Below are 25,622 nucleotides of genomic sequence, written 5' to 3'. Positions count from 1 at the left end.
TCTATGGCGTGTCGGCGGTCCGCAGCAACACAATCCGCCGGACCCGGCAGGATGTGTCGGCAATGAAACATCCCGCTGTCAAGGGCGTACGGCCGTCGCACAGCAGGTTTCACCGGTGTGCGAATCGGTCGAAGGGTTACGTTCGAGGCGAGTTGACCGAGAGTCGCAAAGTGACCATACACACATCCGGCCGGACCTTGTCGGGCAAGGTCCGGCCGGGTGCGCGGGGTTGACGAGGTGTGTTGACGAATCGCCTTTTACCTGATGGTGACTTAGCGATTCATCAGGTCACAGGACTCGGCCGGGGGGTCAGCCGAGCAGGGACTCCAGCGCCACATGCTCCAGGCCGTGCGCCTCCGCGACCTCCCGGTAAACGACCTTGCCGTCATGGGTGTTGAGACCCTTGGCGAGCGCGGCGTCGCGGCGCAGCGCCTCGACCCAGCCGTTGTTGGCGAGGGAGACGATGTACGGAAGCGTCGCGTTGGTGAGGGCGTTGGTGGAGGTGTTGGGCACCGCGCCGGGCATGTTGGCGACGCAGTAGAAGACCGAGTTGTGCACCTGGAAGGTCGGCTCGGCGTGCGTCGTCGGGTGGGAGTCCTCGAAGCAGCCGCCCTGGTCGATCGCGATGTCGACAAGAACACTTCCGGGCTTCATGCGGGCCACCAGCTCGTTGGTGACCAGCTTCGGGGCCTTGGCGCCCGGGATGAGGACCGCGCCGATGACGAGGTCGGCGTCGAGGACGGCCTTCTCCAGCTCGAAGGAGTTGGACATGATCGCCTTGACCTTCGTACCGAAGATCTTGTCGGCCTCGCGCAGCTTGTTGATGTCGCGGTCGAGCAGGGTCACGTCGAAGCCCATGCCGACGGCGACCTGGGTGGCGTTCCAGCCGGAGACACCGCCGCCGATGACCACGCACTTGGCCGGGGTCACGCCCGGGACACCGCCCGGCAGCACGCCACGGCCGCCGGCGGCGCGCATCAGGTGGTAGGCGCCGACCTGCGGGGCGAGGCGGCCCGCGACCTCGGACATCGGGGCGAGCAGCGGCAGCGCGCGGCTCGGCAGCTCGACGGTCTCGTACGCGATGGCCGTGGTGCCGGACTCGATGAGCGCGTCCGTGCACTCCTTGGAGGCGGCCAGGTGCAGGTAGGTGAAGAGGATCTGGTCCTTGCGGAGGCGGTGGTACTCCTCCGCGATGGGCTCCTTGACCTTCAGCAGCAGGTCGGCGGTGGCCCACACCTCGTCGGCGGTGTCGAGGATCCCGGCACCGGCGGAGACGTACTCCTCGTCCGTGATCGAGGAGCCGAGGCCGGCGCCCCGCTCGATGACGACCTGGTGGCCGTTGCGCACCAGCTCGTGCACACCGGCGGGGGTGATGGCCACCCGGAACTCGTTGTTCTTGACCTCGCGGGGGATGCCGACCTTCACGTCGATCACGGTCCTTGGCTCAGAGGGTATGGGGGGTGCATTACATGACATACCCAGGCATGCAGAGCACACCGGGAGACACCGCAGGAGAACGTGCGGCAGAGCCAGTTTAATGAAGGCGTTCCGCCTGTCTAGCCTTTCATTGCATCAATCTTCGCTGGATGTACTGCGGATTTCGCAGGCGTTAGCGTCCTGATTCGGACTTTCCTCGGTGTTCTGGGCCTCCTCGTCCAGCATGCGCCCGGCCGCCGCACGGTGCAGACGGGCGGCGGTGGGGTCACCGAGGTGCTCCAGGGTGTCGGCCAGCCGCAGCTGCACCGCGGCCTGCAGCCGGACGTCCTCGGCGCGGCGCGCCCACTCCACCGCCTCCTGGCAGGTGCGCAGCGACTCCTCGAACCGCCCCGCGTACTCCTGCACCCGGGCCAGTTCGCTCAACGCCCGCGCGTGGGCCGCGACATCGCCGCTCCTGCGGTGGCCGGCGACGGCGGCCCGCCAGTTCCTGAGGGCCTCTCCGTAGCGGCCCGCGTAGGTGTGCGTGGTGGCGATCCGGCCGTACAGCCGGGCGACCTGCTCGCGCTCGCCGCGGGCCAGCCGCTCGGCCAGGGCCCGGCCGAACCAGTCGGCGGCCCGGTCGTAGTCCCCCAGCTCCTGGTACGCGCCACCTACGGATTCCATTGCGCGACCGGTGGCGTAGGGGTCGTTCGCCCTGCGTCCGGCGTCCAGGGCCAGCCGGTACCGTGCCAGCGCGGCCCGGGTCCGGCCGGTCTGCGCGTCCACATCGCCGAGGTTCAGCAGCGCCGCGGCCTTCTCCCGGACCAGTCCGCGCCGCTCGGCGACATCGAGGACGAGGCTGTGCACGTCGTACAGGTCGGCGGCCGCGGCCTGGGTGCCGACATGCGCGACCATGGCCCTGACCAGCTGGGACATCAGCCGCCGGGCCAGGGTGTCCAGCTCGCCGTCGGCCACCGCGAGACGCGCGGACGCCAGCAGCGCGGGCCGCCGGACACGCAGCCAGTCGGCTGCCGCGCGGGGATGGGGGAAGCGCACCTCGCGGGGCATCGCGTTCAGCTTCTCCCGGGCCTGCGGGCTGTCCGTCTCGGTGATCGCCCGGCAGGACTGCAGCAGCCGCACGGTCCGCTCCAGCATCCGGGCCCGGGCCAGCTGCAGCTCCGCGGGCCGCTCATGGCTCTCGGCGAGGGCGCGCAGCAAGGGGTGCAGACAGCCGGGGACGTCGTAGAGGGGCAGCGGGGAGTCCACGGCGCGCAGCAGGCCGAGGGCGACGAAGTCGTCCAGGACGGCGCGGGCCGCGCCGAGCGAGCAGCCGGCGAGGGCCGAGGCGGTGTGCGGGTCGATCAGGCCGGCCGGGGCGAGGGAGAGCAGCGGCAGCATCCGGGCGGCCGGGCCGGACAGCTCGCCGCGGACGTGCCGGAACACGCGCGCCAGCGGGGTGCCGTCCGTGCCGTCGTCGGCGGTGTGCAGCCGCTTGGCCAGGTCGGAGACGGCGGACTTGGGTCGGGCGGCGAGCCAGCCGCCGGCCAGGACGAGCGCGGCCGGGTGGCCCTGGCAGGCCTCGACCAGGCTCTCGGCGGAGCGCGGGTCGACCGTGATGCGGACCGCGCCGGTGTAGCGGGTGAGCAGTTCCACCGCGGATTTGGTGTCCAGGCCGCCCAGGGTGCAGGGCCGGACGTCCGCGATGCCGGTGAGCGGGCCCGAGGAGACGGCCACCACCAGGCAGTCCGGGGCTTCCGGGAGCAGTGCGTCGACCTGCTCGGCGCCGGCCGCGTCGTCCAGCAGCAGCAGGGCGCGCCGGTCGGCGAGGGCGGTGCGCAGCGCCGCGGTCAGGTCGTCCTCGGCGGCGCCGGCCGGGGCGGGCAGTTCCAGCGCCGCGAGCAGTTCACGGGCGGTGCGCGCGAGGGGGACGGGGGTGCCGTCGGGCTCGCTGAGCCGGGCCCGCAGCACCCCGTCGGGGTAACGGTCCGCCACCCGCTTGACGAGTTCCTCGGCGAGGGCGGTGCGGCCGGAGCCGGGGCGGCCCGCGATCAGGAGCACGCGCGCGCGGGGTGCCTTGCGGCCGGAGAGGGTGTCCAGGCCCGCGCGCTCGATGTCGGCGCACAGCTCCTTCAACTCCCTTGTGCGGCCCAGGAAACGGTCGTCCGCGTGCGCCGACAGCCGCACGAAACCTGTGTCCACCGCCTGATCCGTCACGGGCCACACTCCCGTCCCACCACACGCGCGAGCCCGCCGGATCTTCCCGGTGCGGGCGTTGCAAAAGCCTAGTTCACGCTCTGCGACGTGCCGGGAGGAGCGTGGCGGACGGGTCCCCTGATCGGATCAGGCGATCGTCACACCAGTACGCCGTACGGGTGCTGTTCAGGACGTGAAGGGGCGGGCCGGCCAGGGCGCGCCGGCCGGGCGCAGTGCGTCGAGGCCGTCGCCGCCGCGCGCGGCCACCAGGGAGAGGACACCGACGACCAGGCAGTTGTTGTGCACGTCGCCGGCCAGGACACGGCGCACCAGTTCCTCGACCGGTACGCGCGCCTGCTCCATGTCGGTCTCCTCGTGCTCCGCCGCGAACCGCTCGCCCTCCACGGCGGACAGGTCCCGGGCGAGGAAGATCCGTACGGCCTCGTCGCAGCCGCCGGGCGTGGTGTAGACGTCGGTCAGCACCCGCCAGTCCTCGGCCTTGACGTGCGCCTCCTCGTACAGCTCGCGCTGGGCGGCGTGCAGCGGGTTCTCGCCGGGCACGTCGAGCAGGCCGGCCGGGATCTCCCACAGCCTGTGGCGCACCGGGTGGCGGTACTGGTTGATCAGCAGCACCCGGTCCTCCTCGTCCAGGGCGAGGACGGCGACCGAACCGGGGTGGACCTGGTAGTCACGGCGGGCCACCGAGCCGTCGGGCATGACCACGTCGTCGGTGCGCACGGAGGTCTTGTTGCCCGTGAAGGGGGTCTCCGTCGCCCGGATCTCCCACGCCTCGGCGGTGTCCTTGATCGTCATACCTGTCCTTCCCCACGTGCACGAGCGGCCGGGGCACGATCGTTTTGAATCCTCGTGCCCCGGCCACCGTACAACTCTTGTGTTACTGCGAGATCTTCCGCTCCACGGCGGCCTTCACCAGGCCGGCGAACAGCGGGTGCGGACGCGTCGGCCGCGAGCGCAGCTCGGGGTGCGCCTGCGTGGCGACCAGGTAGGGGTGGACGTCACGCGGGTACTCCACGTACTCGACCAGCTTGCCGTCCGGCGAGGTGCCCGAGAACAGGATCCCGGCCTTCTTCTCCAGCTCCGCGCGGTAGGCGTTGTTCACCTCGTAGCGGTGACGGTGCCGCTCCTCGATGTACTCCTTGCCGTCGTACACCTCGCGCACGATCGAGCCCTCGGCCAGCTTCGCCGGGTACATGCCCAGCCGCATGGTGCCGCCCATGTCGCCCTCACCGGCGACGATGTCCAGCTGCTCGGCCATGGTGGAGATGACCGGGTGACCGGTGGCCGGGTCGAACTCGGTGGAGTTGGCGTCCGGGATGTCGGCGAGGTTGCGCGCGGCCTCGATCACGATGCACTGCAGGCCGAGGCAGAGGCCGAGCAGCGGGATCTTGTTCTCACGGGCGAAGCGGATCGCGCCGACCTTGCCGAGCACCCCGCGGTCGCCGAAGCCGCCCGGGATGCAGATGCCGTCGACGTCGCCGAGCTGGGCCTTGGCGCCGGCCGGGGTCTTGCAGTCGTCGGAGGTGACCCACTTGATCTTCACGCGGGCGCGGTTGGCGAAGCCGCCGGCGCGCAGCGCCTCGGTGACCGACAGATAGGCGTCGGGCAGGTCGATGTACTTGCCGACCAGTGCGAGGGTGATCTCGTGGTCGGGGTTGTGGACGCGGTCCAGCAGGTCGTCCCAGGTCGTCCAGTCGACGTCGCGGAACGGCAGGTCGAGCTTGCGCACGACGTAGGCGTCCAGGCCCTCGCCGTGCACGGTCTTCGGGATGTCGTAGATCGAGCGGGCGTCCGGGCAGGCGACCACGGCGGCCTCGTCGACGTCGCACATCAGCGAGATCTTGCGCTTGATCGCGGTCGGGACCTCGCGGTCGCAGCGCAGCACGATCGCGTCGGGCTGGATACCGATGTTGCGCAGCGCGGCGACGGAGTGCTGGGTCGGCTTGGTCTTCAGCTCGCCGGACGGGCCGATGTACGGCAGCAGCGAGATGTGCACGACGAAGACGTTGTCCCGGCCGACCTCGTGGCGGACCTGGCGGACGGTCTCCAGGAACGGCAGCGACTCGATGTCGCCGACGGTACCGCCGACCTCGGTGATGACGACGTCCACCTCGTCGGTGGCCATGCGCCGGATACGGTGCTTGATCTCGTTGGTGATGTGCGGGATGACCTGCACGGTGTCGCCCAGGTACTCGCCGCGCCGCTCCTTGGCGATCACGGTCGAGTACACCTGGCCCGTGGTGACGTTGGCGGAGCCGTCCAAGTCGCGGTCGAGGAAGCGCTCGTAGTGTCCGATGTCGAGGTCGGTCTCGGCGCCGTCGTTGGTGACGAAGACCTCACCGTGCTGGAAGGGGTTCATGGTGCCCGGATCGACGTTCAGGTACGGATCCAGTTTCTGCATCACGACGCGCAGGCCGCGGGCCTTGAGCAGCATGCCCAGGCTGGAGGCGGTCAGGCCCTTGCCGAGCGAGGAGGCGACACCCCCGGTGACGAAGATGTGCTTGGTCGTCGTGGCTGTGCTGTTTCGGAAAGCAGCGGGCGGCATGGCCAAGAGGGGGCTCCCGTGGTCGCGGTCTGTCGTGCGGTGCGGCTCCCGGCCCGGAGATCTCCGGGGGTGCCGTCGCTGCGGTTCGGGGGTTTCAGGCCCACCGGTCCACGGGCTACCAGGGTATCAGCGCCTGGACGAGATGGCTTCCGGCCACGCTCCGCGCTCACCCGGGCACGGGCGGCTCGCGTACCCTCGGGGTACGGGGCGCGGGCACGGAGCGGGTCGCCCCATGCGTCAGCACGGGCACGCACAGGTCACATGGTTATCACCTGCTGCTCACCCGTTCGGCCCACACGGGTTGCCCGGAGCGGCACGCAGATCATCTACGTGCGTCGTATCCTGCTCGGACACTCGCTGCCGAGCCCGGCCGGAACGACGGCACACCCCCGCCTGCACCACCCGGAACAACGAGAGCGCGGCAGTTCGTTGAGCAAAGACTGTCGTGTTGCCTTAAGGATCGGCGGGCTGCTTTGCTTCACCGCTCAACGACGCATAACAACGACCCCTTGACCGCACTAGCGACAGCCCCCTGTGCGGGGGTGACGTGGCCGTTCGACTGGAGTTGCACGTGGCCGGGCGCATCGAAGACTACGCACTCATCGGAGACATGCAGACCGCTGCACTGGTCTGCCGGGACGGCACAGTGGACTGGCTGTGCCTGCCCCGCTTCGACTCGCATGCCATCTTCGCCGGCCTGCTGGGCACCGAGGAGCACGGCTTCTGGCGGCTCGGCCCGGCTCACGCGGCCGACGCGCAGCCGCCCACGGCCGCCCGGCGGAGCTACCGGGGCGACTCGCTGATCCTGGAGTCGGAGTGGGACACCCCGCGCGGCACGGTCCGCGTGACCGATTTCATGCCCCCGCGTGAGGGCGCGCCGCAGCTGATCCGGATCGTGGAGGGCGTCACCGGCCGGGTGCCGATGCGCTCGGCCCTGCGCATGCGTTTCTCCTACGGCCGTGTCGTGCCCTGGGTGCACAAGCACGAGGGCCGCACGGTGGCGGTCGCCGGACCGGACTCGGTGTGGTTCGACACGGAGGCCGAGACCTACGGGAAGTCGCTGACGACGTACGCCGACTTCACCGTCGCCCCGGGTGACCGGATCGCGTTCACCATCTCGTGGCAGCCCTCGCACAAGGAGCCGCCGGCGCTGCCGGAGCCGGAGACCTCGCTGGAGGCGACGGAGGACTTCTGGCGGGAGTGGGTCGAGCACTGTACGTACCACGGGCCGTACCGCGAGGCGGTGGTCCGTTCCCTGATCACCCTGAAGGCCCTGACGTACGCCCCCACGGGCGGCATCGTCGCCGCGCCGACGACCTCCCTGCCGGAGGACATCGGCGGCGTGCGCAACTGGGACTACCGCTACACCTGGCTGCGCGACGCCGCGATCACCCTGTCCTCCCTGCTGCGCACCGGGTACCGCGAGGAGGCCCGCGCCTGGCGCGAGTGGCTGCTGCGGGCGGTCGCCGGCGACCCGGAGAACCTGCAGATCATGTACGGCATCGCGGGCGAGCGCGAGCTGGGCGAGGCCGAGCTGGACTGGCTGCCGGGCTACGAGCACTCCGCCCCGGTCCGGGTCGGCAACGGCGCGGCGCACCAGCTCCAGCTGGACGTGTACGGCGAGGTCACCGAGGCCCTGCACCTGGCGCACATGACGGGCCTGGCCCGCAACGACTACGCCTCCCTGCTCCAGCTGAAGCTGATCCGCTACCTGGAGGACCACTGGCAGGCGCCGGACGAGGGCATCTGGGAGGTGCGCGGCCCGCGCCGGCACTTCGTGCACTCCAAGGTGATGGCCTGGGTCGCGGTGGACCGCACCATCAAGCTGATCGAGTCCGGGGACGCGGACGGCCCGCTGGAGCGCTGGAAGGAACTGCGCGACGACATCCACCGGGACGTGTGCGAGAAGGGCTACGACAAGGAGCGCAACACCTTCACGCAGTCCTACGGCTCCCGGGAGCTGGACGCCTCCCTGCTGCTCATCCCGCAGATGGGCTTCCTGCCCCCGGACGACAAGCGGGTGATCGGCACGATCGAGGCGATCCAGCGCGAGCTGTCCACACCGGACGGTTTCATCCTGCGCTACCCGACCGAGGGCGACCACGCGGGCGTCGACGGTCTGCCGGGCGACGAGGGCGCCTTCCTGGCCTGCTCGTTCTGGATGGCCGACGACCTGGCGATGATCGGCCGCGTGGACGAGGCGAGGAAGCTCTTCGAGAAGCTCCTCGCGCTGCGCAACGACCTCGGCCTGCTGGCGGAGGAGTGGGACCCGCGCCTGCAGCGGCAGGTGGGCAACTTCCCGCAGGCGTTCAGCCATGTGCCCCTGATCGACACGGCACTGCGGCTCACGGCGTCCGGGGCGTACGGGGGTTAGCGGCCCCTAGGCTGGAAGGTGACCCCTCCTGGAAGGGGGCGCGGCCATGGCCACCCGTTCCAAGGCGCACACAGCCCTCGCCGCACTCCGTGCGGACCTGACCGGCGACGTGTTCGCCCCGGGGGACCCCGGTTACGACGACACCAGGGTCGTCTCCAACGCCATGATCGACGCTCGCCCGGCCGTGATCGCGCAGTGTGTGGACGCGGCCGACGTCGTCCGCGCCGTCCGCTTCGCGCGCGAGCTGGACCTGCACATCGCGGTGCGCGGCGGCGGGTACGGCCTGGCGGGGGCCCGGGTCGACGGCGCGCTCGTGGTGGACCTGCGCCGGATGCACGGGGTGACCGTCGACCCGGCGGCCGAGGCGGTCCGGGTCGAGGGCGGCGCCACGACGGGCGACCTGGACCGGGCCACCCGGCCCTACGGCCTCGCGGCCACCGGCGCCCCGGCTCCGGCCACCGGGGTCGGCGGCTTCGTGCTCGGCGGCGGCACGGGCCGGCTGGACCGTGCCTTCGGTCTCGCCGTGGACGACCTCATCGGGGTCGAGCTGGTGACCGCCGACGCCGAGCGCGTGCACGCCAACGCCGACGACGACCCCGAGCTGTTCTGGGCGCTGCACGGCGGGGGCGGCAACTTCGGCGTGGCGACGGCCCTCACCCTGGGGCTGCACGAGCTGCCGGAGTTCTCGGTGGCGCTGCTGCTGTACCCGCCGGAGTGCGGCCCGGACGTGGTCCGCGCCTTCCGCGAGCTCGTCCGTACCGGTCCGGACGAGGTGAGCGGCGCCGTGATGTATCTGGCCCGGGACCGGGTGCTGTGCGGCGCGCTGCTGACGTACGCGGGCGGGGAGGCGGGGTTGCGCGCGCTCGCCGGGCCGCTGCTGGCGCTGCCGCACACGGCGGAGCTGACCGGTGCCGGGGCACAACGCCCGCTGTACTCCCCGGGCCCGCGGGCGCACTGGTCGGCGGAGTGCCTGACGGACCTGCCGGACGAGCTGGTGGACGTCTTCTGTGCCCGAGCGCAGGCCATGCCGGTGCCGGGCGGCTTCCGGCACATCCTCCTCCCGCTCGGCGGTGCGGTCGTCACCGGCCCGGCCGACTACCCGGTGCCGTACCGGGAGGCGCCCTGGCTGGTGCACCCCTTCGCCCGCTGGACGGACCCGGCCGATGACGAGCGTGCCCTCGCCCGGGTGCGGGACGCGTGCGCCGACGTCCGGCCGTGGCGCACCGGTGCCGTCTGCCTCGACCTCATCGGCGACGAGGGCCCGGACCGGGTGCGGGCGGGTTTCGGTGCCGGGAACCTGCTCCGGCTCGAGAAGGTGAAGCGCCGCTACGACCCCGACAACGTCTTCCGCTTCAACCACAACATCAAGCCGGTGTAGCCAGGAGATGTTCTCCGGGCGTTCCCGCAGGTAGCGTCCGCTGCATGGACAGCCGTACGGACAATCGACCCGACACCCCGGGCGCCGGGATCACCGTGCAGCGGGCACTGGAACTGCCCGGGCTGCGCAGCGGGCTGCCGGAGATCCTCGCGGGTGCCGACCGGCTGGGGCGCACCGTGCGCTGGGTGCACGCGGGCGAGGTGCCGAACATCGCCTCGCTCCTCAAGGGCGGCGAGCTGCTGCTCACCACCGGCTACGGCCTCGGCACCCGCCCGGCCGAGCAGCGGGCGTTCGTGCGCACCCTCGCCGAGCGCGGGATCGCCGCTCTGGTGGTGGAGCTGGGTCCGCGCTTCACCCGGTTGCCGGCGGCCCTGGTGGACACCGCCCGCAGCGCCGGTCTGCCGCTGGTGCAGCTGCACCGCGAGGTGCCGTTCGTGACGGTGACCGAGGAGATCCACACCGAGATCGTCAACGGCCACTACGCACTGCTGCAGCGCGCCGAGGAGGTGCACCGGCGCTGCACCGAGGCGCTGCTGGGCGGCGGCGGGGTGCCGCAGGTACTGGGCATCCTGGCGGACTTCAGCGGCAACCCGGTGTTCCTGGAGACGGCCGACGGCCGGCTGCTGTACGCCGCCGGGGAAGGGCCTGAGGGCGCCGACCCGCTCCAGGTGTGGGAGGGGCTGCGCGGCCCGCACAAGGACGCCCCGCCGCCCGCCGGTTCGGTGCTGGTGGACGTGCCCGGCGGCGGCCCCGGTACGGCGGGCTCGGTGCGGGCCCGGCTGGTCCTGCTGCCGGTCCGTGCGCCCCTGGCCCCGGTCCACCGGATCGCCGCCGAACGGGCCGCGGGCATCCTGGCCGTCGTCCTGATGCAGGCCCGGCAGGAGGAGGAGCTGGCCGCCCGGGGGCGTGGTGACTTCCTCACCGATCTCGCGGAGGGCCGGATCACCGCCGAGGACGCCCCGGCGCAGGCCCGGGTGCTCGGCTTCAAGCCCGGCGAGGGCCCGCTGCTGCCCGTGGTGATGCGGATCGGGGACTCGTTCTCCCCCGGGGGTGGCTGGGCGGTGCTGGCCCGGGCGGTGTCCGAGGAGCTGGCCGCGGTGGGGGTGCCGGTGCTGCTGGGGGTGCGGCCGGTGGAGGGCCGGGTGCTGGTGCTGCTCGGACTGCGCTCGGAGTCGGAGCGCTCGGCGGTCGCCGACCGGGTGGCGGCGGCGCTGCGGGCAGGCGTGGAGCGGGCCGGGATGCGCCGGCCGGGCTCGCCGCCGCCGGTGGTGGTCGTCGGTGTGGCGGGCGGCTGGGCGGCCGCGTCGGCCGGGCTGCGGCACGCGGCGGAGACGGCGACGGCGGCGCAGGGCCTGACCGACCGGCCCTGGTACGACGCCCGCCGCCTCGACATCGACCTGCTGATGTGGCGGCTGCGCGACCATCCGGACCTCGCCGCGTTCGTGGACCGCGCGATCGGCCCGCTGCGCGACCACGACCACCGCTCCAGGCCGCCGCTGCTGCCGACCCTGGAGACCTATCTGGCGCACGCCGGCCGCAAGGCAGAGACCGCCCGCGAACTGCACCTCAACCGCCAGACCCTCTACAACCGCCTCGCCCGCATCGGCGAGTTGCTGGGCACCGACCTCGACGACCCGCAGACCGTCCTGGCGTTGAGCCTGGCGCTCAGGGCGCGCCGACACGTCCCCTAGGCCAGGGGCCTGGGCTGCGTCAACTCGTCGTACACGCTGAGGACTTGGGCGACCGTCTCGTCCTCGGTCGGCCATCCGGCGGCCTGCCGCAGGCCCCGCTCGCGCAGCTCCTCCCGGCGCTCCGGATCCGCCAGGAGCCGTACGACGGTGTCCGCGAGCGCCTCCGGGTCGCCGTACGGGACGAGTTCGGCCGCGTCGCCGACGAGGTCGGGGATCCCGCCGACCCGGGTCGCGACGAGCGGCACACGCGCGTACAGCGCCTCCTGGGCGAGCACGGACCGGGACTCCCAACTGCTGGTCAGCAGCGCCAGATCGGCGGCGGCGAGCAGCTCGGGCACGTCCTCGCGGTGCCCGATGAGCCGCACCGGCAGCTCCTCTTCCTCGATCCGCCGCAGCAGCACCGCCCGCAGCGGCCCTTCCCCGGCGATGACGACCAGCGGCACGGGGTCCAGGTCGCGCCAGGCGCGGGCCGCGTCGAGCAGGACGTCGTAGCCGCGCTGCTGGTCGAGGGAACCGACGGCGATGAGCAACGGGCGGCCGGTGGCGCCGAGTTCGGCCCGTACCTTGGGGCGCAGCCGGTCGGGGTCGTCGAGGACGACGGGCCGGCGCTGCCCCGGCAGGGCGACGGCGGCGAGCCGGGCGTCCCGCGCCCCGGTCCGCCTGGCCCGGTCCACCAGGTCGGGGCTGGTGCCGAGGACCACGGCCGCCGTGCGCATCACCCGCCGTTCCAGCAGCCGCAGCAGATGCGCCCGGGGGCCCTGCGCATGCGTCCGGTTGTGCCAGGTGACCACCAGGGGGGTGGGCCGGCCGCTGAGCGCGAGGACGGCACGGAACGAGGCGTGCAGCCCGTGCGCGTGCACCAGGTCGGCGTGTGCGCAGGCCGTGCGCAGCGCGGCCACCGAGACGGGGTCGCTGCTGCGGGGTACGTGCACGTGTTCGGCACCGGCGCCGATGAAATCGTAGGCGCGGTCGGCCTCGACGGGGGCGCACACCGTAACCCGCACGCCCCTCGCCACGAGCCCCTCGGCCAGCGAGCGCACATGCGCACTGCTGCCGGCGTTGCCCCCGCCCAGCACCTGCACGGTGCGCAGCGGCGACTGGCCGTGCGGTGCGTTGCTGCTCAGAGGGGTCACGGGGCCGGCGCTCCTGGTTCTGCGTGGGCGGTCACGAGGAAACGTACAGAAGGTAGCGGGCTCAGGGGGGCGGAAGGACGTACCCCGCGCGCCTCCCGCGCGGACCGTGTGCCCTCAAGCATGCCAGGAGGACCCGCCGTTACGGGAAATCCGGCGGGCGCACAGTGCGGCGGGCCGGGGCAATGCGCCGGAGCACGTCACCCACACGGGTGAGCGGCGCCTCCGCACGGACGACCGGCCCCCACCGCATACGGCAAGGTCAGACGCTCACAACGCCCGCGCCCAGGAACTCACCCGGTCCCCGTGCACCGTGGCGGCCACGACGGCGACGGCGTGCGCGAGAAGGCCGGGGCGCTGGTTGCCGGCCACGACGGCCGCCCCCAGCGCCGCGCCGAGGGCGTGCGCCCCGGTGTCCCCGATCATCGTGCGCTCGCCGAGGTCCTCGGGCAGGACGGCCGCGGCGGCGCCGACCGCGGCGGCGGCCAGCTCCCCCGCCGGGCCGCCGCGCAGCAGCCCCGGCGCCCCGAGCGCGAGCACGGCACCGGCCGCCCGGCCGGGCCGTACGTCGAGAAGATTGACGACGTGTGCGGCCCCGGCGATGACGACACCGGCGAGCACCTTGTCGGCGAACCGCTCCTTCATCAGCGCGCCGGCCACCAGCCCGGCCGCCGATATCCCGAACAGCTTCACGGCCCCGCTGGTGACCTCCCCGTCCCGCAGGGCCCCCAGGTGCGCCCGGAACCCGCGCCGTGGATCCCCGGCCCCGGCGACGTCGTCGTACGCTCCGCACACCCCGGCCGCGAGCACGGCGAGCCCGGCACCGGGGTGCGCACGGACGGCCCCGACGGCGACCGAGACGGCGCAGGCGGGCCCGGCGTACAGGTCGACGGTCCGGCCCGCGTGGTTCGTCCGCCGCCAGCGCTCCGGCCCGCCGGGCGCAGCGGTACGGAGCAGGGTCCGGCCGGCCCGGGTGAGCGCGGCGGACAGGAGGAACGAGCGGGACCTTCGCTTGGCGATCATCCCGCCACCCTAGAACCCGCCCGCCGGCCGGCCCACGCGCCGTGTACGCCCGCCTACAGGTCGGCCCGCGCCGTGGCCAGCAGTTCCTCCGCGTGTGCGCGGGCCGTCTCGGAGTCCTCCTGGCCGGCCAGCATCCGGGACAGCTCGCGAACGCGCTCCTCGCCCTCCAGCACCTTCACGCCGGAGCGGGTGACCGACCCGTCGTTGGTCTTCTCGACCAGCAGCTGCCGGTCGGCGAAGGCGGCGACCTGGGGCAGGTGGGTGACCACGACGACCTGCGCGGTCCTGGCGAGCTTCGCCAGCCGCCGCCCGATCTCGACCGCGGCCTTGCCGCCGACACCGGCGTCGACCTCGTCGAAGAGATACGTCGGCACCGGGTCGGTGCCCGCGAACACGACCTCGACGGCGAGCATCACCCGGGACAGCTCACCGCCGGACGCCCCCTTGGCGATGGGCCGCGGCGGGGCGCCCGGGTGCGGGGCGAGCAGCAGCTCGACCTCGTCCACGCCCGACGGCCCGTACGCGACCGTACGCCCGCCGACCTCGACGCCCTCCGGGTCCTCGGTCTGGCGGATGTCGAAGGACACGCGCGCGTGGGGCATCGCCAGCGAGGCCAGCTCGGCGGTCACGGCGGCGGCGAACCGCTCGGCGGCCTCCGCCCGGGCATCCGTCAACGCCTGTGCCAGACCGCCCAGTTCGGTCCGCAGCGCGTCCCGCTCGGCGGTCAGCTCCTCGATCCGCTCGTCGTCGCCGTCCAGCTCGGTCAGCCGCGCGGCACTCCGCTCGGCCCAGTCGAGTACGGCGCCGACGTCGTCGCCGTACTTCCGGGTGAGGGCGGTGAGGGCGGCCCGGCGCTCCTCGACGGCGGCCAGCCGCAGCGGATCGGCGTCGAGGTCGTCCGCGTACCCCGCCAGCTCCCCTGCGACATCGCCGAGCAGGATCCCGATCTCCCCGATCCGGTCGGCGAGGGCGGCCAGCGCCGGATCGTGCGAGCGCACGGCCTCCAGCGCACGGTGGGCGCCCGCGACGAGGGTCGAGGCGTCGATCCCCTCGGGGTCCTCGGGATTGCCCGCGAGAGCGGCGTGCGCGGCCGTAGCGGCGGACGACAGCGCCTCCGCGTGCCCCAGCCGCTCGGCCTCCTCGGCCAGCTCCACGTCCTCGCCGGCCCGCGGCTCGACGGCGGCGATCTCCTCCAGGCCGTACCGCAGCATGTCGGCTTCCTGCGCCCGCTCACGCGCGCGCGTGACGATCTCCTCCAGTTCGGCGGAGACGGCTCGCAGCCGCCGGTGGGCCTCGGAGTACTTGGCGAGCGGCACGGCGACGGCGTCGCCCGCGTACCGGTCCAGGGCCTGCCGCTGCCGGGACAGCTTCAGCAGCCCCTGCTGGTCGGTCTGCCCGTGCACGGCCACCAGCTCGTCGGCCAGCTCCGCGAGCAGCCCCACGGGGACGCTGCGCCCGCCCAGGTGGGCCCGGGAGCGCCCCTCGGCGGAAACGGTACGGCTGATCAGCAGGGCCCCGTCGTCCAGCTCGGCCCCGGCCTCCTCGGCGCGTACGGCGACGGCGGCGTCCGCGGGGACGGTGACCCGTCCCTCCACGACCGCCTTGCCGGCCCCGATCCGCACGAGCGCCGGGTCCGCCCGCCCACCGAGCAGCAGCCCCAGACTGGTGACCACCATGGTCTTGCCCGCACCCGTCTCACCGGTGACGGCGGTGAACCCGGGCGACAGCTCGACGACGGCATCGTCGATGACCCCGAGCGACCGTATCCGCATCTCCTCCAACACGGAACAGACCATACGAGGTCCGGGGCGGGGAGTGCACACAGGCCGCTCTTTCCGGTGATGCTAGTGGGGCGCCCCTCGCCACCCGGTGGTCGGCAACGCGAACTTCGCCACCAGCCGATCGGTGAAGGACGAATGGTGCAGCCGCGCCAACCGCACCGGTACGGCCCCCCGCCGCACCTCCACCCGCGCCCCCGGCGGCAGCTCGACGGTCCGCCGCCCGTCACACCACAGCACGCCCGGCGGAATGTGCGGCAGGACCTCCACCGCGAGCACCGAGTCCGGCGACGTCACCAGCGGCTTGGCGAACAGCGCGTGCGCGCTGATCGGCACCATCAGCAGCGCCTCCACCTCGGGCCACACCACCGGTCCGCCCGCGGAGAAGGCGTACGCCGTGGACCCGGTGGGCGTGGAGAGGATCACCCCGTCGCACCCGAACTCCGACACCGGCCGCCCGTCGATCTCCAGCACGACTTCCAGCAGCTTCTCAGCGCCGGCCTTCTGCACGGCCGCCTCGTTCAGCGCCCAGTCGGTGTGCACGATGTCCCCGTTGCGGTGCACGACGACGTCGACGGTCATCCGCTCCTCGACCTCGTACGACCGCGCCACCACCCGGTCGACCACCCGATCGAGGTCGTCCCGTTCGGCCTCCGCGAGGAATCCCACCCGTCCGAGGTTGACGCCGAGCATCGGCACCCCGGACGCCCGGGCGAACTCCGCCCCGCGCAGCAGTGTGCCGTCGCCGCCGAGCACGATCAGCAGCTCGCACCCGTCGAGGCACTGCGGGGTGGCCTCCTTGACCAGCTGCACCTCGTCCGGCAGCGGCAGGTCGCGCGCCTCCTCCTCCAGCACCCGCACCCCGATGCCATGCCGCAGCAGGCCCTTGACGACGAGTTCCGCACTGCGGATCGCCGCGGGCCGCCCGGTGTGGGCGAGCAGGAAAACAGTACGCGCCAGGTTCTGTGTCAACGCGGCCCCTCCGCCACTGCACGGTCGACGTCGGCCGGGTCCACCTCGGGTGCCCCCGCCCGCAGCCAGAGAAAGTACTCGACGTTCCCCGAGGGCCCGGGCAGCGGACTGGCGGTGACAGCCTGCACCCCGAGTCCCAGCTCCCAGGCCTTCTCGGCCACTCCCCGCACGGCCTCCGCGCGCAGCTGCGGACTCCGTACGACACCCCCGCTGCCGAGACGCTCCTTGCCCACCTCGAACTGCGGCTTGACCATCATCACCAGGTCGGCGTCCGGCTTCACGCACCGCTTGAGGGCCGGCAGCACCAGCCCGAGCGGGATGAAGGACAGATCACCCACGACAAGATCCACCGGTTCCCCATCGATCGCCTCGAGCGTCAACTCGCGTACGTTCGTACGGTCCTTGACGGTGACGCGTTCATCGCTCTGGAGAGACCAGGCGAGCTGTCCGTATCCGACGTCCACGGCGACGACGTGTGCGGCGCCCGCGCGCAGCAGGACGTCGGTGAAGCCGCCGGTGGAGGCGCCGGCGTCCAGCGCGCGCCGGCCTTCGACGACGAGCCCCTGCGGGACGAACGCCTCGAGCGCGCCGGCGAGCTTGTGTCCGCCCCGGGAGACGTAGTCCGGGTCGCCGTCGTCGGCCTGCACGACGATCGCGGCGGCCGTCTCCACCTGGGTGGCCGGCTTGGTCGCCACGGTCTTGCCGACGGTGACCCGCCCGGCGGCGATCAGCTGGCTGGCGTGCTCACGCGAACGCGCGAGCTTCCGGCGGACCAGCTCCGCGTCCAGACGGCGACGTGCGACTCCTGCCACGTTCGGTTCAGCTCCTGCTTCGGTACGACGTCTGCGACGCCGGGTACGACGGTGAGGGCGCCGGAGGTCCCGGGCGGGCGTCGAGCGCGGTGAGCGCGTCGCGCAGCCCCCGGTGTACATCCTCGTACACCTCGACCTGCCCGTCGGTGGCGAGGTGGTCGGCGTCACCCAGCCGCTCCAGCTGCGCGTCGACCTCGGCGTTGCCGGTGGGGGTGCGCGGGACGTTCAAAGGGGCGGGCGCCGCGGGGTCGTACGCCTCCGGTGCCTCCACTGCCTCCACCGGGATCTCCGTCTCCGGAACCGAGTCGCTCATGCCCAGACGCTACCGCGAACCGCTGGGGTACCGTCGTGGGCGATGGCCACGATCGAGGAGTGCCGCGCCGCACTGGGAAAGCTTTCGGACAACATGCAGGGCGCCGAGGGTGACGTTCGCGCGGCCGCCGCCCTGGACCGCTCGGTGAGCTGCCACATCACCGATCTGGACGTCACCTTCGTGGGCCGGATGACGGGCGGCCGGATCGAGGTGGACGAGACCCACCCCGGCCCCCCGCGGACCAAGGCGCAGATCAGGCTCGCGCTGGCCGGGGACCACCTGGTGGCCCTGGTGGCCGGCGAGTTGAACTTCGCGACCGCCTGGGGCTCGGGCCGGGTCAGGCTGGAGGCGAGCCTGCTGGATCTGTTCCGGCTCAGGAAGCTGCTGTGACGCTCTTCCCGGCACGTGCCTTCCGCGCCGCCGGCACCACCAGGGGGGTCCCGGTCTCCGGGTCGTCGATCACCTGACACCGCAGCCCGAACACCTGCTCCACCAGCTCGGCCGTGACGATGTCGTTCGGAGCGCCCTCGGCGATCACCTCGCCGCCGCGCAGCGCGATGAGGTGGGTGGCGTAGCGGGCGGCGTGGTTGAGGTCGTGCAGGACGGCGACCAGCGTGCGGCCCTGGGTCTCGTGCAGCTCGGCGCACAGGTCCAGGACGTCGATCTGGTGCTGGATGTCGAGGTAGGTGGTCGGTTCGTCCAGGAGCAGCAGCGGGGTCTGCTGGGCGAGCGCCATGGCGATCCACACCCGCTGCCGCTGCCCGCCGGAGAGCTCGTCGACGTACCGCTCGGCCAGCTCGGCGACGCCGGTCTGCCGCATCGACTCCCGCACGATCCGCTCGTCCTGCGCCGACCACTGGCGCAGCAGGCCCTGGTGCGGGTAGCGGCCCCGGCCGACGAGGTCGGCGACGGTGATGCCGTCGGGCGCGATGGACGACTGCGGGAGCAGGCCCAGGGTCCGCGCCACCTTCTTGGCGGGCATCGACTGGATGACCTGCCCGTCCAGCAGCACCCTGCCCTCGCTCGGCCTGAGCATCCGCGACAGCGCCCGCAGCAGCGTCGACTTGCCGCACGCGTTCGGGCCGACGATCACCGTGAAGGAGTTGTCGGGGATCTCCACCGACAGCTGTTCGGCGATGACGCGCTGGTCGTAGGCGAGGGTGACGTTCTCGGCGGACAGGCGGTTCACAGTGCTCCTAGTCGTGTCGGTGGTCGTGCCGCTCATATCCGGCCCGCCCTGCGCTCGGTGACCAGCAGCCACAGCAGATAGCAGCCGCCGAGGACACCGGTGACCACGCCGACGGGCAACTGGTCGGCGCCGAACGCGCGCTGCGAGGCCCAGTCCGCGGCGACCAGCAGGGTGGCGCCCATGCACAGGGAGGGCACCAGGTTCGGGCCCGGCGACCTGGTCAGACGGCGGGCGAGCTGCGGCGCGGTGAGCGCGACGAAGCTGACGGGTCCGGCGGCGGCGGTGGCGGCGGCGGTGAGCAGCACGGCGGAGACCATCAGCACCAGCCGGACACGCTGCACCCGCACCCCGAGGGCGTTCGCGACGTCGTCGCCCATCTCCATCATCCGCAGCCCGCGCGCGTTCACGAGGACCAGCGGGACGAGGACGGCGCACAGCGTGAGCAGAGGCCAGACCTGGTCCCAGTCACGGCCGTTGAGGGAACCGGTCATCCACACGACCGCGCGGGCCGCGTCGACCAGGTCGGCCTTGGTGAGCAGATAGCCGTTGACGGCGGTCATGACCGCGGAGACACCGATGCCGACCAGAACGAACCGGTACCCGTGCACGCCCTGCTTCCAGGCGAGCAGATAGACGGCGAGTCCGGTCCCCAGGCCGCCGACCAGCGCGCCGAAAGTGACCTGGGTGGCGCTGCCGGACATCAGCACGATGACGACCAGCGCACCGGCCGTCGAACCCTGGGAGAGGCCCAGCACGTCCGGGCTGCCGAGCGGGTTGCGCGAGACGGACTGGAACAGCGCGCCACCGAGGCCCAGCGAGGCACCGACCAGCAGACCCACCAGGACGCGCGGCAGCCTCAGTTCGTTGACGATGAAGTCCTGGTACGCGGTGCCGTTCCCGGCGAGGGTCCTGAGCACATCGCCCGCGGGTATCTTCGCGTCCCCGGTGCCGATCAGCGCGACGCCCGCGGCGCCGGCGGCGGCCAGCAGCAGGACGACGACGATCAGGGCCCGCAGGTCCAGGCGCAGGGAGAGCCCGCCGGGAGTGCGTACGGCCCGGTTCATGGAGCGGGTCTTCACAGCTGGGCCGTCCTGCGCCGTCGTACGAGAAGGATGAAGACCGGGCCGCCGATGAGCGCGGTGACGATACCGACCTGGAGTTCTGAAGGGCGGGCCACGACCCGGCCGACGACGTCGGCACCGAGCAGCAGCACCGGGGACAGGACCGTGGCGTACGGCAGGATCCAGCGCAGGTCGGGGCCGGTGAAGGAGCGCACCGCATGGGGGACCATCAGGCCGACGAACACGATCGGACCGCAGGCGGCGGTCGCGGCACCGCACAACAGGGTGGCGGCCAGCATGGCCAGGGCACGGGTGCGGCCCAGGTGGGCGCCGAGGGCACGGGCGGTGTCCTCGCCCATCTCCATGGCGTTCAGCGGCCGAGCCAGCGCCAGTGCGAGGACCGTGCCGACCGCGAGGAACGGCAGCACCTGCAGGATGGTCGCGTCGGTGGCGGAGGCCAGGGATCCCACCGTCCAGAAGCGCATCTTGCCCAGCGCCGCGTCGTCCATGATCATCACGGCCTGGAGATAGCCGTACAGGGCGGCGCTGACCGCCGTACCGGCGAGGGCGAGCCGTACCGGGGTGGCGCCCCGGCTGCCGCCGAGGAACCACACCAGCGCGCCGACCGCCGCCGCCCCGAGGAAGGCGAACCACACATAGCCGGTGAGGCTGGTGACACCGAAGTAGGTGAGGGCCGTGACGACGGCGGCGGAGGCACCCGCGTTGATCCCGAGCAGTCCGGGGTCGGCCAGCGGGTTGCGGGTGAGCGCCTGGAGCACCGCGCCCGCGAGGCCGAGCGCGGCACCGGCCAGCAGGCCGAGGACCGTGCGCGAGAGCCGCTCGTCGACGACGACGTCGCCGTAGGTCCCCGTGTCGTGGAACAGGCCGTGCCAGACCTGGTCCGGCGACAGCGCTTTCGCCCCGATCGCGATGCTCGCCACGGCGACGAGCACCAGGATCGCGACGGACAGCAGGAGCCCAAGGGCCTTGACCGCCTGGCGGGTTGGGGGCGCGGGGGCGGTCTCCGCGCGCTGTTCCGGAGGACTGTCGACCAACACGAGGTTAGGTTAGCCTACCCTCGCTCCCCTTCACGATCCCCGGGGCGCCGGCTTCTCGATCCCCGGGGCGCCGGCTTCTCGATCCCCGGGTGCGCCCGTGCCGGAGCCCGAGGGCGCGGGGTGCGTACGTGTCAGAGGCCCAGCCGCGCCAGCGCCTTCCCGCCGTCCAACGCGCAGGACTCGTCCCCGGCCGCCGACCAGGCCGCCGCACACAGGGCCCGCAACCCGTCCAGCGCCTCGCCGTCCCCCTCCAGCCCCAGCCGGTCCGCCCCGGCCGTCGCCGTGAACCCGCCGCAGCGAAAGCCCCCCTCGACCGCGGTGACCTCCGGCTGCCCGGTGAGCAGTCCCCGCAGGTCGGCGTCCACATAGGTCGGCCGGTGCCGCGGCGGCGCCGCGAGCAGCTGGGCGCCGTCCGTGACACCGGTCAGCACCAGCAGGGAGTCCACCTCGCCGTTGAACGCACCCTCGATGTCCGTGTCGAGCCGGTCCCCCACCACCAGCGGCCGCCTCGCACCCGTCCGGATGATCGTCTCGCGGTGCATCGGCGGCAGCGGCTTGCCCGCCACCTGCGGCTCGGCACCCGTCGCGATCCGCACCACCTCCACCGCCGCCCCGTTGCCCGGCGCGATGCCCCGCCCGCTCGGAATCGTCAGATCGGTGTTGGAGGCGAACCACGGCACGCCGCGCGCGACCGCGTACGACGCCTCCGCGAACCGCCCCCAGGTCAGATCCGGGCCGCCGTACCCCTGCACGACCGCCGCCGGATCGTCGTCCGCCGACTCCACCGGCGTCAGCCCCCGCTCGCGCAGCGCCACCCGCAGCCCCTCACCACCGATCACCAGCACCCGCGCCCCGGCCGGCACCTGCTCACTGATCAGCCGCGCGACCGCCTGCGCCGACGTGATGACATCGGCGGCACCCGTCGGTATCCCCAGCTCCGTCAGATGCTCCGCCACCGTGTCCGGGGTGCGCAGCGCGTTGTTGGTGACGTACGCCAGACGCATCCCGCCCGCGCGCGCCACCGCCAGCGAGTCCACCGCGTGCACGATCGCGTTCCCGCCCGCGTACACCACCCCGTCCAGATCGAGCAGCGCCGTGTCGTACGCCTCGCTCAGGGGCTGCCCACTGCCCTCGGGCCTCGTCCTGACCGCCTGGCTCATTCCACATCGCTCCTCGTTCACCGACGTTCAAAGGCTTCCATCGCCTTTCCCCCGATCATCCCGCACGCCACTGACACACGTACGATGCCGGGATGAACACTGCAGGTCACTCGGAAGCAACGGCGCGCCGAGGCCTGGAACTCACCCCGTTCCGCGGCCTTCGCTACGACCCCGACCGGGTCGGCAGCCTGGCCTCCGTCACCTCACCGCCGTACGACGTCGTCGTCCGTCCCGACGGGGTGCACCACCTCCAGTCGGCCGACCCGCACAACATCGTTCGGCTGATCCTGCCCCAGGCCGACACCCCCAGCACCCGCACCGAGCAGGCGGCCGACACCCTGCGCCGCTGGCTGGACGAAGGCATCCTCGCCGCTGACCCGGAACCCGGTCTGTACGTCTACGAACAGCGGGACGGGGGCGACATGCTGCAGCGCGGTGTCATCGGCGCGCTGCGGGTCTCGGAGCCCGCCGAGGGCGTGGTGCTGCCGCACGAGGACGTCATGCCGCCCGTGGTCGCCGACCGCGCGGCCCTGATGCGGGCCACACGCGCGAACCTGGAGCCACTGCTGCTGACCTACCGCGGCGACGGCACGGCCGCCGAGGTCGTCGAGCGCACGGCGGAGAAACCCCCGCTGCTCGACACGACCACGGAGGACGGCTACCACCACCGCCTGTGGTCCGTGACCGATCCCACCGACCTGGCCCGCATCCAGTCCGACCTCGCCCACCAACAGGCCCTGATCGCCGACGGCCACCACCGCTGGGCCACCTATCTACGGCTGCGCGCGGAGCACCCCTCCCCCAGCCCCTGGGACCACGGCCTGGTCCTGCTCGTCGACACCGCCCGCTACCCGCTGCGCGTCCGCGCCATCCACCGCCTGCTGCACGGCCTGCCGGTGGCGGACGCGCTCGCGGCCGTCGAGGGCCTGTTCCGGGTACGGCACCTGGACGCACCGCTCACCGAGGCCCTCGCGGTGCTCGCGGACGCGTCCTGCGCGGGCAACGCCTTCCTGCTGGCCGGCGACGGCGCCTTCCACCTGCTCGACCGTCCGAACCCGGACCTGCTGGCCCGGACGATCCCGGCGGACCGTCCGGCCGCCTGGCGCTCCCTGGACGCCACGGTCCTGCACGCCACGCTGCTGGACCACGTCTGGCACATCCCCGAGGACTCCGCGGCCCACATCGCCTACATACACGACACGGCCGCGACGGTCACCAAGGCAGAACACGACGGCAGTACGGCCGTCCTGATGCACCCCGTCCGCGAGGAGGTCGTACGCGACCTGGCCCGCCAAGGCGTGACGATGCCCCGCAAGTCGACGTCGTTCGGCCCGAAGCCGGCGTCGGGGCTGGTGCTGCGGGCCCTGGACATCTGAGTGCCCTGAACGCGGAAGAGGGCAGGCCCCCTTGGGTGCCTGCCCTCTTCTCGTCTCACCCGGCCAGGTCAGTCCTCGTCGCCGTCCTCCTGCGACGGCTTCTCGGACGCACCCGACGCACCCTCGTTCTCGCTCTCGCTCCCGCTCTCGTCGAGGGCGTCGACGAACTCCACGCCGTCCAGCTCGGCGAGCCGGTCGGAGGCGTCCGTGCTGCCGTCCCGGTCGGCCTCCACGGCCTTGGCGAACCATTCCCGCGCTTCGGCCCCCCGGCCGGCGGCCTGCAGGGCGTCGGCGTAGGCGTACCGCAGACGCGCGGTCCAGGGCTGGACCGAGTTGGAGGCCAGCTCCGGACTCTGCAGGGTCACGATGGCCGCGTCCAGCTGGCCCATGTCACGCCGGGCACCGGCCGCGACGAGCCGCATCTCGACCTGACCGGCCTTGTCCAGCTTGTGCACCTCGGGGGCACCGGCCATGTCCAGGGCCTTTTCCGGCCGCCCGAGCCCACGCTCGCAGTCGGCCATCACCGGCCACAGCTCCACGGTGCCGGTCATCCGCCGCGCGGCCCGGAACTCGCCGAGGGCCTCGGAGTACTTCTGGTTCGCGTACGCCGCGAACCCGGCGGCCTCGCGTACGGCGGCCACGCGGGACGCCAGGCGCAGGGCCACCCTGGAGTAGCCGTAGGCGCCCTCGGGGTCCTCGTCGATGAGCCGAGCCACCATCACCAGGTTCTTGGCGACGTCTTCCGCGAGCGTCTTGGGCAGGCTCTGCAGCTCCTGCCGGACGTCCTTGTCGATCTCGTCGCCGGTGACGTCCTCCGGGATCGGCAGCCGCTTGATCGGCTCCCGGTCGCGGTCACGGTCGCGGTCGCGGTCACGCTCGTCGCGGAAGCGGCCACCGCCCCGGCGGTCGTCACGCCGGTCGTCACGCCCACGGAAGCCACCGGGCCGACCGCCGCGATCGTCACGACGGGGCCCACGGCCACCACGGTCGTCGCGGCCCCGGAACCCACCGCGGTCGCCGCCTCGCTCACCCCGGTGATCGTCACGGCGGTCATCCCGGCGGTCGTCACGGCGGAAGCCGCCACGGTCGCCACGGTCGCCGCGGTTGTCGTCGCGATCGCGCCGGCCGTAGCCACCACGGTCGTCGTCACGGCGGTAGGCCGGACGGTCGTCGCGACGGAAACCACCACGGTCATCCCGACGGTCATCCCGACGGTCGTCACGGCGGTCGTCACGGCGGTCGTCGCGACGCGGCCCACGGTCACGGTCGTCCCGCTGGAACGCCGGACGCGAACCCCGGTCGCCCTCACGCCGGTCGTCCCGCCGGCCGTAACCGCCACGGTCGTCGTCACGGCGGTAGGCCGGACGGTCGTCGCGACGGAAACCACCACGGTCATCCCGACGGTCGTCACGGCGGTCATCCCGGCGGTCGTCACGGCGGAAGCCGCCGCGGTCGCCACGGTCGCCGCGGTTGTCGTCGCGATCGCGCCGGCCGTAGCCACCACGGTCGTCGTCACGGCGGTAGGCCGGACGGTCGTCGCGACGGAAGCCACCCCGGTCGTCACGCCGGTCATCCCGACGGTCGTCACGGCGGTCGTCGCGACGCGGCCCACGGTCACGGTCGTCCCGCTGGAACGCCGGACGCGAACCCCGGTCGCCCTCACGCCGGTCGTCCCGCCGGCCGTAACCGCCACGGTCGTCGTCACGGCGGAAGCCACCCCGGTCATCCCGACGGTCATCCCGACGGTCGTCACGGCGGTCGTCACGGCGGAAGCCGCCGCGGTCACCACGGCTGTCGCGGTTGTCGTCGCGATCGCGCCGGCCGTAGCCACCACGGTCATTGTCGCGGCGGTAGCCACCACGGTCGCCCCGGTAGCCACCACGATCAGCGCGGTCACCACTGTCCCGTCGCCGCTGGTCGCGCTCCGGTCGGTCGTCGGGCGAGTTGGTGGACATGGTGACTCCTGTCTTCGGTACCGCAAGCATTGTAAAAACAAAAGGACCCCTGGTCCCAGCTGAACGCTGGGACCAGGGGTCCTCCAAAGATTGTTCGGCGGTGTCCTACTCTCCCACAGGGTCCCCCCTGCAGTACCATCGGCGCTGTGAGGCTTAGCTTCCGGGTTCGGAATGTAACCG

Annotated in this window: 21 protein-coding genes and 1 rRNA gene; 6 read left to right on the top strand and 16 right to left on the bottom strand. The window is 72.7% G+C overall.

The window, feature by feature from the left end:
* Window positions 1–309: 309 nt before the first annotated feature.
* The 4 genes from ald to ACWC94_RS23680 form a co-directional block, all read right to left on the bottom strand.
* Window positions 310–1,425: an alanine dehydrogenase gene (ald, locus tag ACWC94_RS23695; protein ID WP_450799013.1), complete on the bottom strand. Its 1,116-nt coding sequence runs from the start codon at window positions 1,423–1,425 to the stop codon at window positions 310–312.
* 147 nt (window positions 1,426–1,572) lie between these two features.
* Window positions 1,573–3,630: a tetratricopeptide repeat protein gene (locus ACWC94_RS23690; protein WP_450798887.1), complete on the bottom strand. Its 2,058-nt coding sequence runs from the start codon at window positions 3,628–3,630 to the stop codon at window positions 1,573–1,575.
* 165 nt (window positions 3,631–3,795) lie between these two features.
* A complete protein-coding gene (locus ACWC94_RS23685; RefSeq protein WP_450798886.1) occupies window positions 3,796–4,422 on the bottom strand; it encodes an NUDIX domain-containing protein in 627 nt (208 codons plus the stop codon).
* Between the two features lie 82 nt (window positions 4,423–4,504).
* Window positions 4,505–6,172 carry a CTP synthase gene (locus ACWC94_RS23680; RefSeq protein ID WP_450798885.1) on the bottom strand — a complete coding sequence of 556 codons (1,668 nt, stop codon included), beginning with the start codon at window positions 6,170–6,172 and terminating at the stop codon, window positions 4,505–4,507.
* A gap of 571 nt (window positions 6,173–6,743) precedes the next feature.
* On the opposite strand from ACWC94_RS23680, the gene ACWC94_RS23675 reads away from it, so the two are divergent.
* From ACWC94_RS23675 to ACWC94_RS23665, 3 genes are read left to right on the top strand one after another with little or no spacing between them, the layout of a single operon-like run.
* Complete coding sequence (locus ACWC94_RS23675; protein ID WP_450799012.1) at window positions 6,744–8,546, top strand: glycoside hydrolase family 15 protein; 1,803 nt, start codon at window positions 6,744–6,746, stop codon at window positions 8,544–8,546.
* Between the two features lie 46 nt (window positions 8,547–8,592).
* Window positions 8,593–9,924, top strand: a complete 1,332-nt coding sequence (locus tag ACWC94_RS23670; RefSeq protein ID WP_450798884.1) for an FAD-binding protein — start codon at window positions 8,593–8,595, stop codon at window positions 9,922–9,924.
* 44 nt (window positions 9,925–9,968) lie between these two features.
* Window positions 9,969–11,615: a PucR family transcriptional regulator gene (locus ACWC94_RS23665; RefSeq protein ID WP_450798883.1), complete on the top strand. Its 1,647-nt coding sequence runs from the start codon at window positions 9,969–9,971 to the stop codon at window positions 11,613–11,615.
* Here the strand turns inward: ACWC94_RS23665 and ACWC94_RS23660 are convergent.
* The 6 genes from ACWC94_RS23660 to ACWC94_RS23635 form a co-directional block, all read right to left on the bottom strand.
* Complete coding sequence (locus tag ACWC94_RS23660) at window positions 11,612–12,748, bottom strand: glycosyltransferase family 4 protein (RefSeq protein ID WP_450798882.1); 1,137 nt, start codon at window positions 12,746–12,748, stop codon at window positions 11,612–11,614. The two genes, ACWC94_RS23665 and ACWC94_RS23660, sit on opposite strands and share 4 nt — an antisense overlap.
* 267 nt (window positions 12,749–13,015) lie before the next feature.
* Window positions 13,016–13,768, bottom strand: a complete 753-nt coding sequence (locus ACWC94_RS23655) for a hypothetical protein (protein WP_450798881.1) — start codon at window positions 13,766–13,768, stop codon at window positions 13,016–13,018.
* A gap of 53 nt (window positions 13,769–13,821) precedes the next feature.
* Complete coding sequence (gene recN, locus ACWC94_RS23650) at window positions 13,822–15,564, bottom strand: DNA repair protein RecN (protein WP_450798880.1); 1,743 nt, start codon at window positions 15,562–15,564, stop codon at window positions 13,822–13,824.
* Window positions 15,565–15,612: 48 nt separating this feature from the next.
* Entirely contained in the window at window positions 15,613–16,518 is a 906-nt protein-coding gene (locus ACWC94_RS23645; RefSeq protein ID WP_031162432.1) for an NAD kinase, read from the bottom strand.
* Window positions 16,515–17,330: a TlyA family RNA methyltransferase gene (locus ACWC94_RS23640; RefSeq protein ID WP_450798879.1), complete on the bottom strand. Its 816-nt coding sequence runs from the start codon at window positions 17,328–17,330 to the stop codon at window positions 16,515–16,517. The genes ACWC94_RS23645 and ACWC94_RS23640 overlap by 4 nt, the downstream gene beginning before the upstream one ends.
* Before the next feature lie 7 nt (window positions 17,331–17,337).
* Window positions 17,338–17,643 (bottom strand): hypothetical protein, encoded by a 306-nt coding sequence (locus tag ACWC94_RS23635; RefSeq protein ID WP_450798878.1) that lies wholly within the window; start codon window positions 17,641–17,643, stop codon window positions 17,338–17,340.
* Between the two features lie 42 nt (window positions 17,644–17,685).
* On the opposite strand from ACWC94_RS23635, the gene ACWC94_RS23630 reads away from it, so the two are divergent.
* Window positions 17,686–18,033, top strand: coding sequence for a sterol-binding protein (locus tag ACWC94_RS23630; RefSeq protein WP_450798877.1), 348 nt, complete (start codon window positions 17,686–17,688; stop codon window positions 18,031–18,033).
* Here ACWC94_RS23630 and ACWC94_RS23625 read toward each other — a convergent pair.
* From ACWC94_RS23625 to ACWC94_RS23610, 4 genes are all read right to left on the bottom strand, one after another.
* Window positions 18,017–18,868: an ABC transporter ATP-binding protein gene (locus ACWC94_RS23625; RefSeq protein WP_450798876.1), complete on the bottom strand. Its 852-nt coding sequence runs from the start codon at window positions 18,866–18,868 to the stop codon at window positions 18,017–18,019. The two genes, ACWC94_RS23630 and ACWC94_RS23625, sit on opposite strands and share 17 nt — an antisense overlap.
* Complete coding sequence (locus ACWC94_RS23620; protein ID WP_450799011.1) at window positions 18,865–19,896, bottom strand: FecCD family ABC transporter permease; 1,032 nt, start codon at window positions 19,894–19,896, stop codon at window positions 18,865–18,867. Before ACWC94_RS23620 ends, ACWC94_RS23625 begins: the two co-directional genes overlap by 4 nt.
* An 11-nt stretch (window positions 19,897–19,907) precedes the next feature.
* Entirely contained in the window at window positions 19,908–20,951 is a 1,044-nt protein-coding gene (locus ACWC94_RS23615) for a FecCD family ABC transporter permease (RefSeq protein WP_450798875.1), read from the bottom strand.
* 131 nt (window positions 20,952–21,082) lie between these two features.
* Entirely contained in the window at window positions 21,083–22,111 is a 1,029-nt protein-coding gene (locus ACWC94_RS23610) for an HAD hydrolase-like protein (RefSeq protein WP_450798873.1), read from the bottom strand.
* 92 nt (window positions 22,112–22,203) lie between these two features.
* Between ACWC94_RS23610 and ACWC94_RS23605 the strand changes: the two genes are divergently transcribed.
* Window positions 22,204–23,487 (top strand): DUF1015 domain-containing protein, encoded by a 1,284-nt coding sequence (locus tag ACWC94_RS23605; protein WP_450798872.1) that lies wholly within the window; start codon window positions 22,204–22,206, stop codon window positions 23,485–23,487.
* 68 nt (window positions 23,488–23,555) lie between these two features.
* Here ACWC94_RS23605 and ACWC94_RS23600 read toward each other — a convergent pair whose 3' ends face one another.
* Entirely contained in the window at window positions 23,556–24,314 is a 759-nt protein-coding gene (locus tag ACWC94_RS23600; protein WP_450799010.1) for a hypothetical protein, read from the bottom strand.
* 207 nt (window positions 24,315–24,521) lie between these two features.
* Here ACWC94_RS23600 and ACWC94_RS23595 point away from each other — a divergent pair, with 207 nt between their 5' ends.
* Window positions 24,522–25,505 carry a hypothetical protein gene (locus ACWC94_RS23595; RefSeq protein WP_450799017.1) on the top strand — a complete coding sequence of 328 codons (984 nt, stop codon included), beginning with the start codon at window positions 24,522–24,524 and terminating at the stop codon, window positions 25,503–25,505.
* A 29-nt stretch (window positions 25,506–25,534) separates the two neighbouring features.
* On the opposite strand, the gene rrf is transcribed toward ACWC94_RS23595, so the two are convergent.
* Window positions 25,535–25,622: ribosomal RNA gene (gene rrf / locus ACWC94_RS23590) — 5S ribosomal RNA — on the bottom strand; the annotation flags it as partial.

Source organism: Streptomyces sp. NPDC001135 (assembly GCF_053598395.1).
Note: the sequence above shows the minus strand (reverse complement) of the source record. Positions and strands in the feature narration are given on the sequence as shown.

Coding starts and splice junctions, on each gene's coding strand:
- ACWC94_RS23685 (WP_450798886.1), bottom strand. CDS start 4,422: ATGACGATCAAGGACACCGCCGAGGCGTGGGAGATCCGGGCGACGGAG.
- ACWC94_RS23680 (WP_450798885.1), bottom strand. CDS start 6,172: ATGCCGCCCGCTGCTTTCCGAAACAGCACAGCCACGACGACCAAGCAC.
- ACWC94_RS23670 (WP_450798884.1), top strand. CDS start 8,593: ATGGCCACCCGTTCCAAGGCGCACACAGCCCTCGCCGCACTCCGTGCG.
- ACWC94_RS23665 (WP_450798883.1), top strand. CDS start 9,969: ATGGACAGCCGTACGGACAATCGACCCGACACCCCGGGCGCCGGGATC.
- ACWC94_RS23655 (WP_450798881.1), bottom strand. CDS start 13,768: ATGATCGCCAAGCGAAGGTCCCGCTCGTTCCTCCTGTCCGCCGCGCTC.
- recN (WP_450798880.1), bottom strand. CDS start 15,564: ATGGTCTGTTCCGTGTTGGAGGAGATGCGGATACGGTCGCTCGGGGTC.
- ACWC94_RS23635 (WP_450798878.1), bottom strand. CDS start 17,643: ATGAGCGACTCGGTTCCGGAGACGGAGATCCCGGTGGAGGCAGTGGAG.
- ACWC94_RS23630 (WP_450798877.1), top strand. CDS start 17,686: ATGGCCACGATCGAGGAGTGCCGCGCCGCACTGGGAAAGCTTTCGGAC.
- ACWC94_RS23625 (WP_450798876.1), bottom strand. CDS start 18,868: ATGAGCGGCACGACCACCGACACGACTAGGAGCACTGTGAACCGCCTG.
- ACWC94_RS23620 (WP_450799011.1), bottom strand. CDS start 19,896: ATGAACCGGGCCGTACGCACTCCCGGCGGGCTCTCCCTGCGCCTGGAC.
- ACWC94_RS23610 (WP_450798873.1), bottom strand. CDS start 22,111: ATGAGCCAGGCGGTCAGGACGAGGCCCGAGGGCAGTGGGCAGCCCCTG.
- ACWC94_RS23605 (WP_450798872.1), top strand. CDS start 22,204: ATGAACACTGCAGGTCACTCGGAAGCAACGGCGCGCCGAGGCCTGGAA.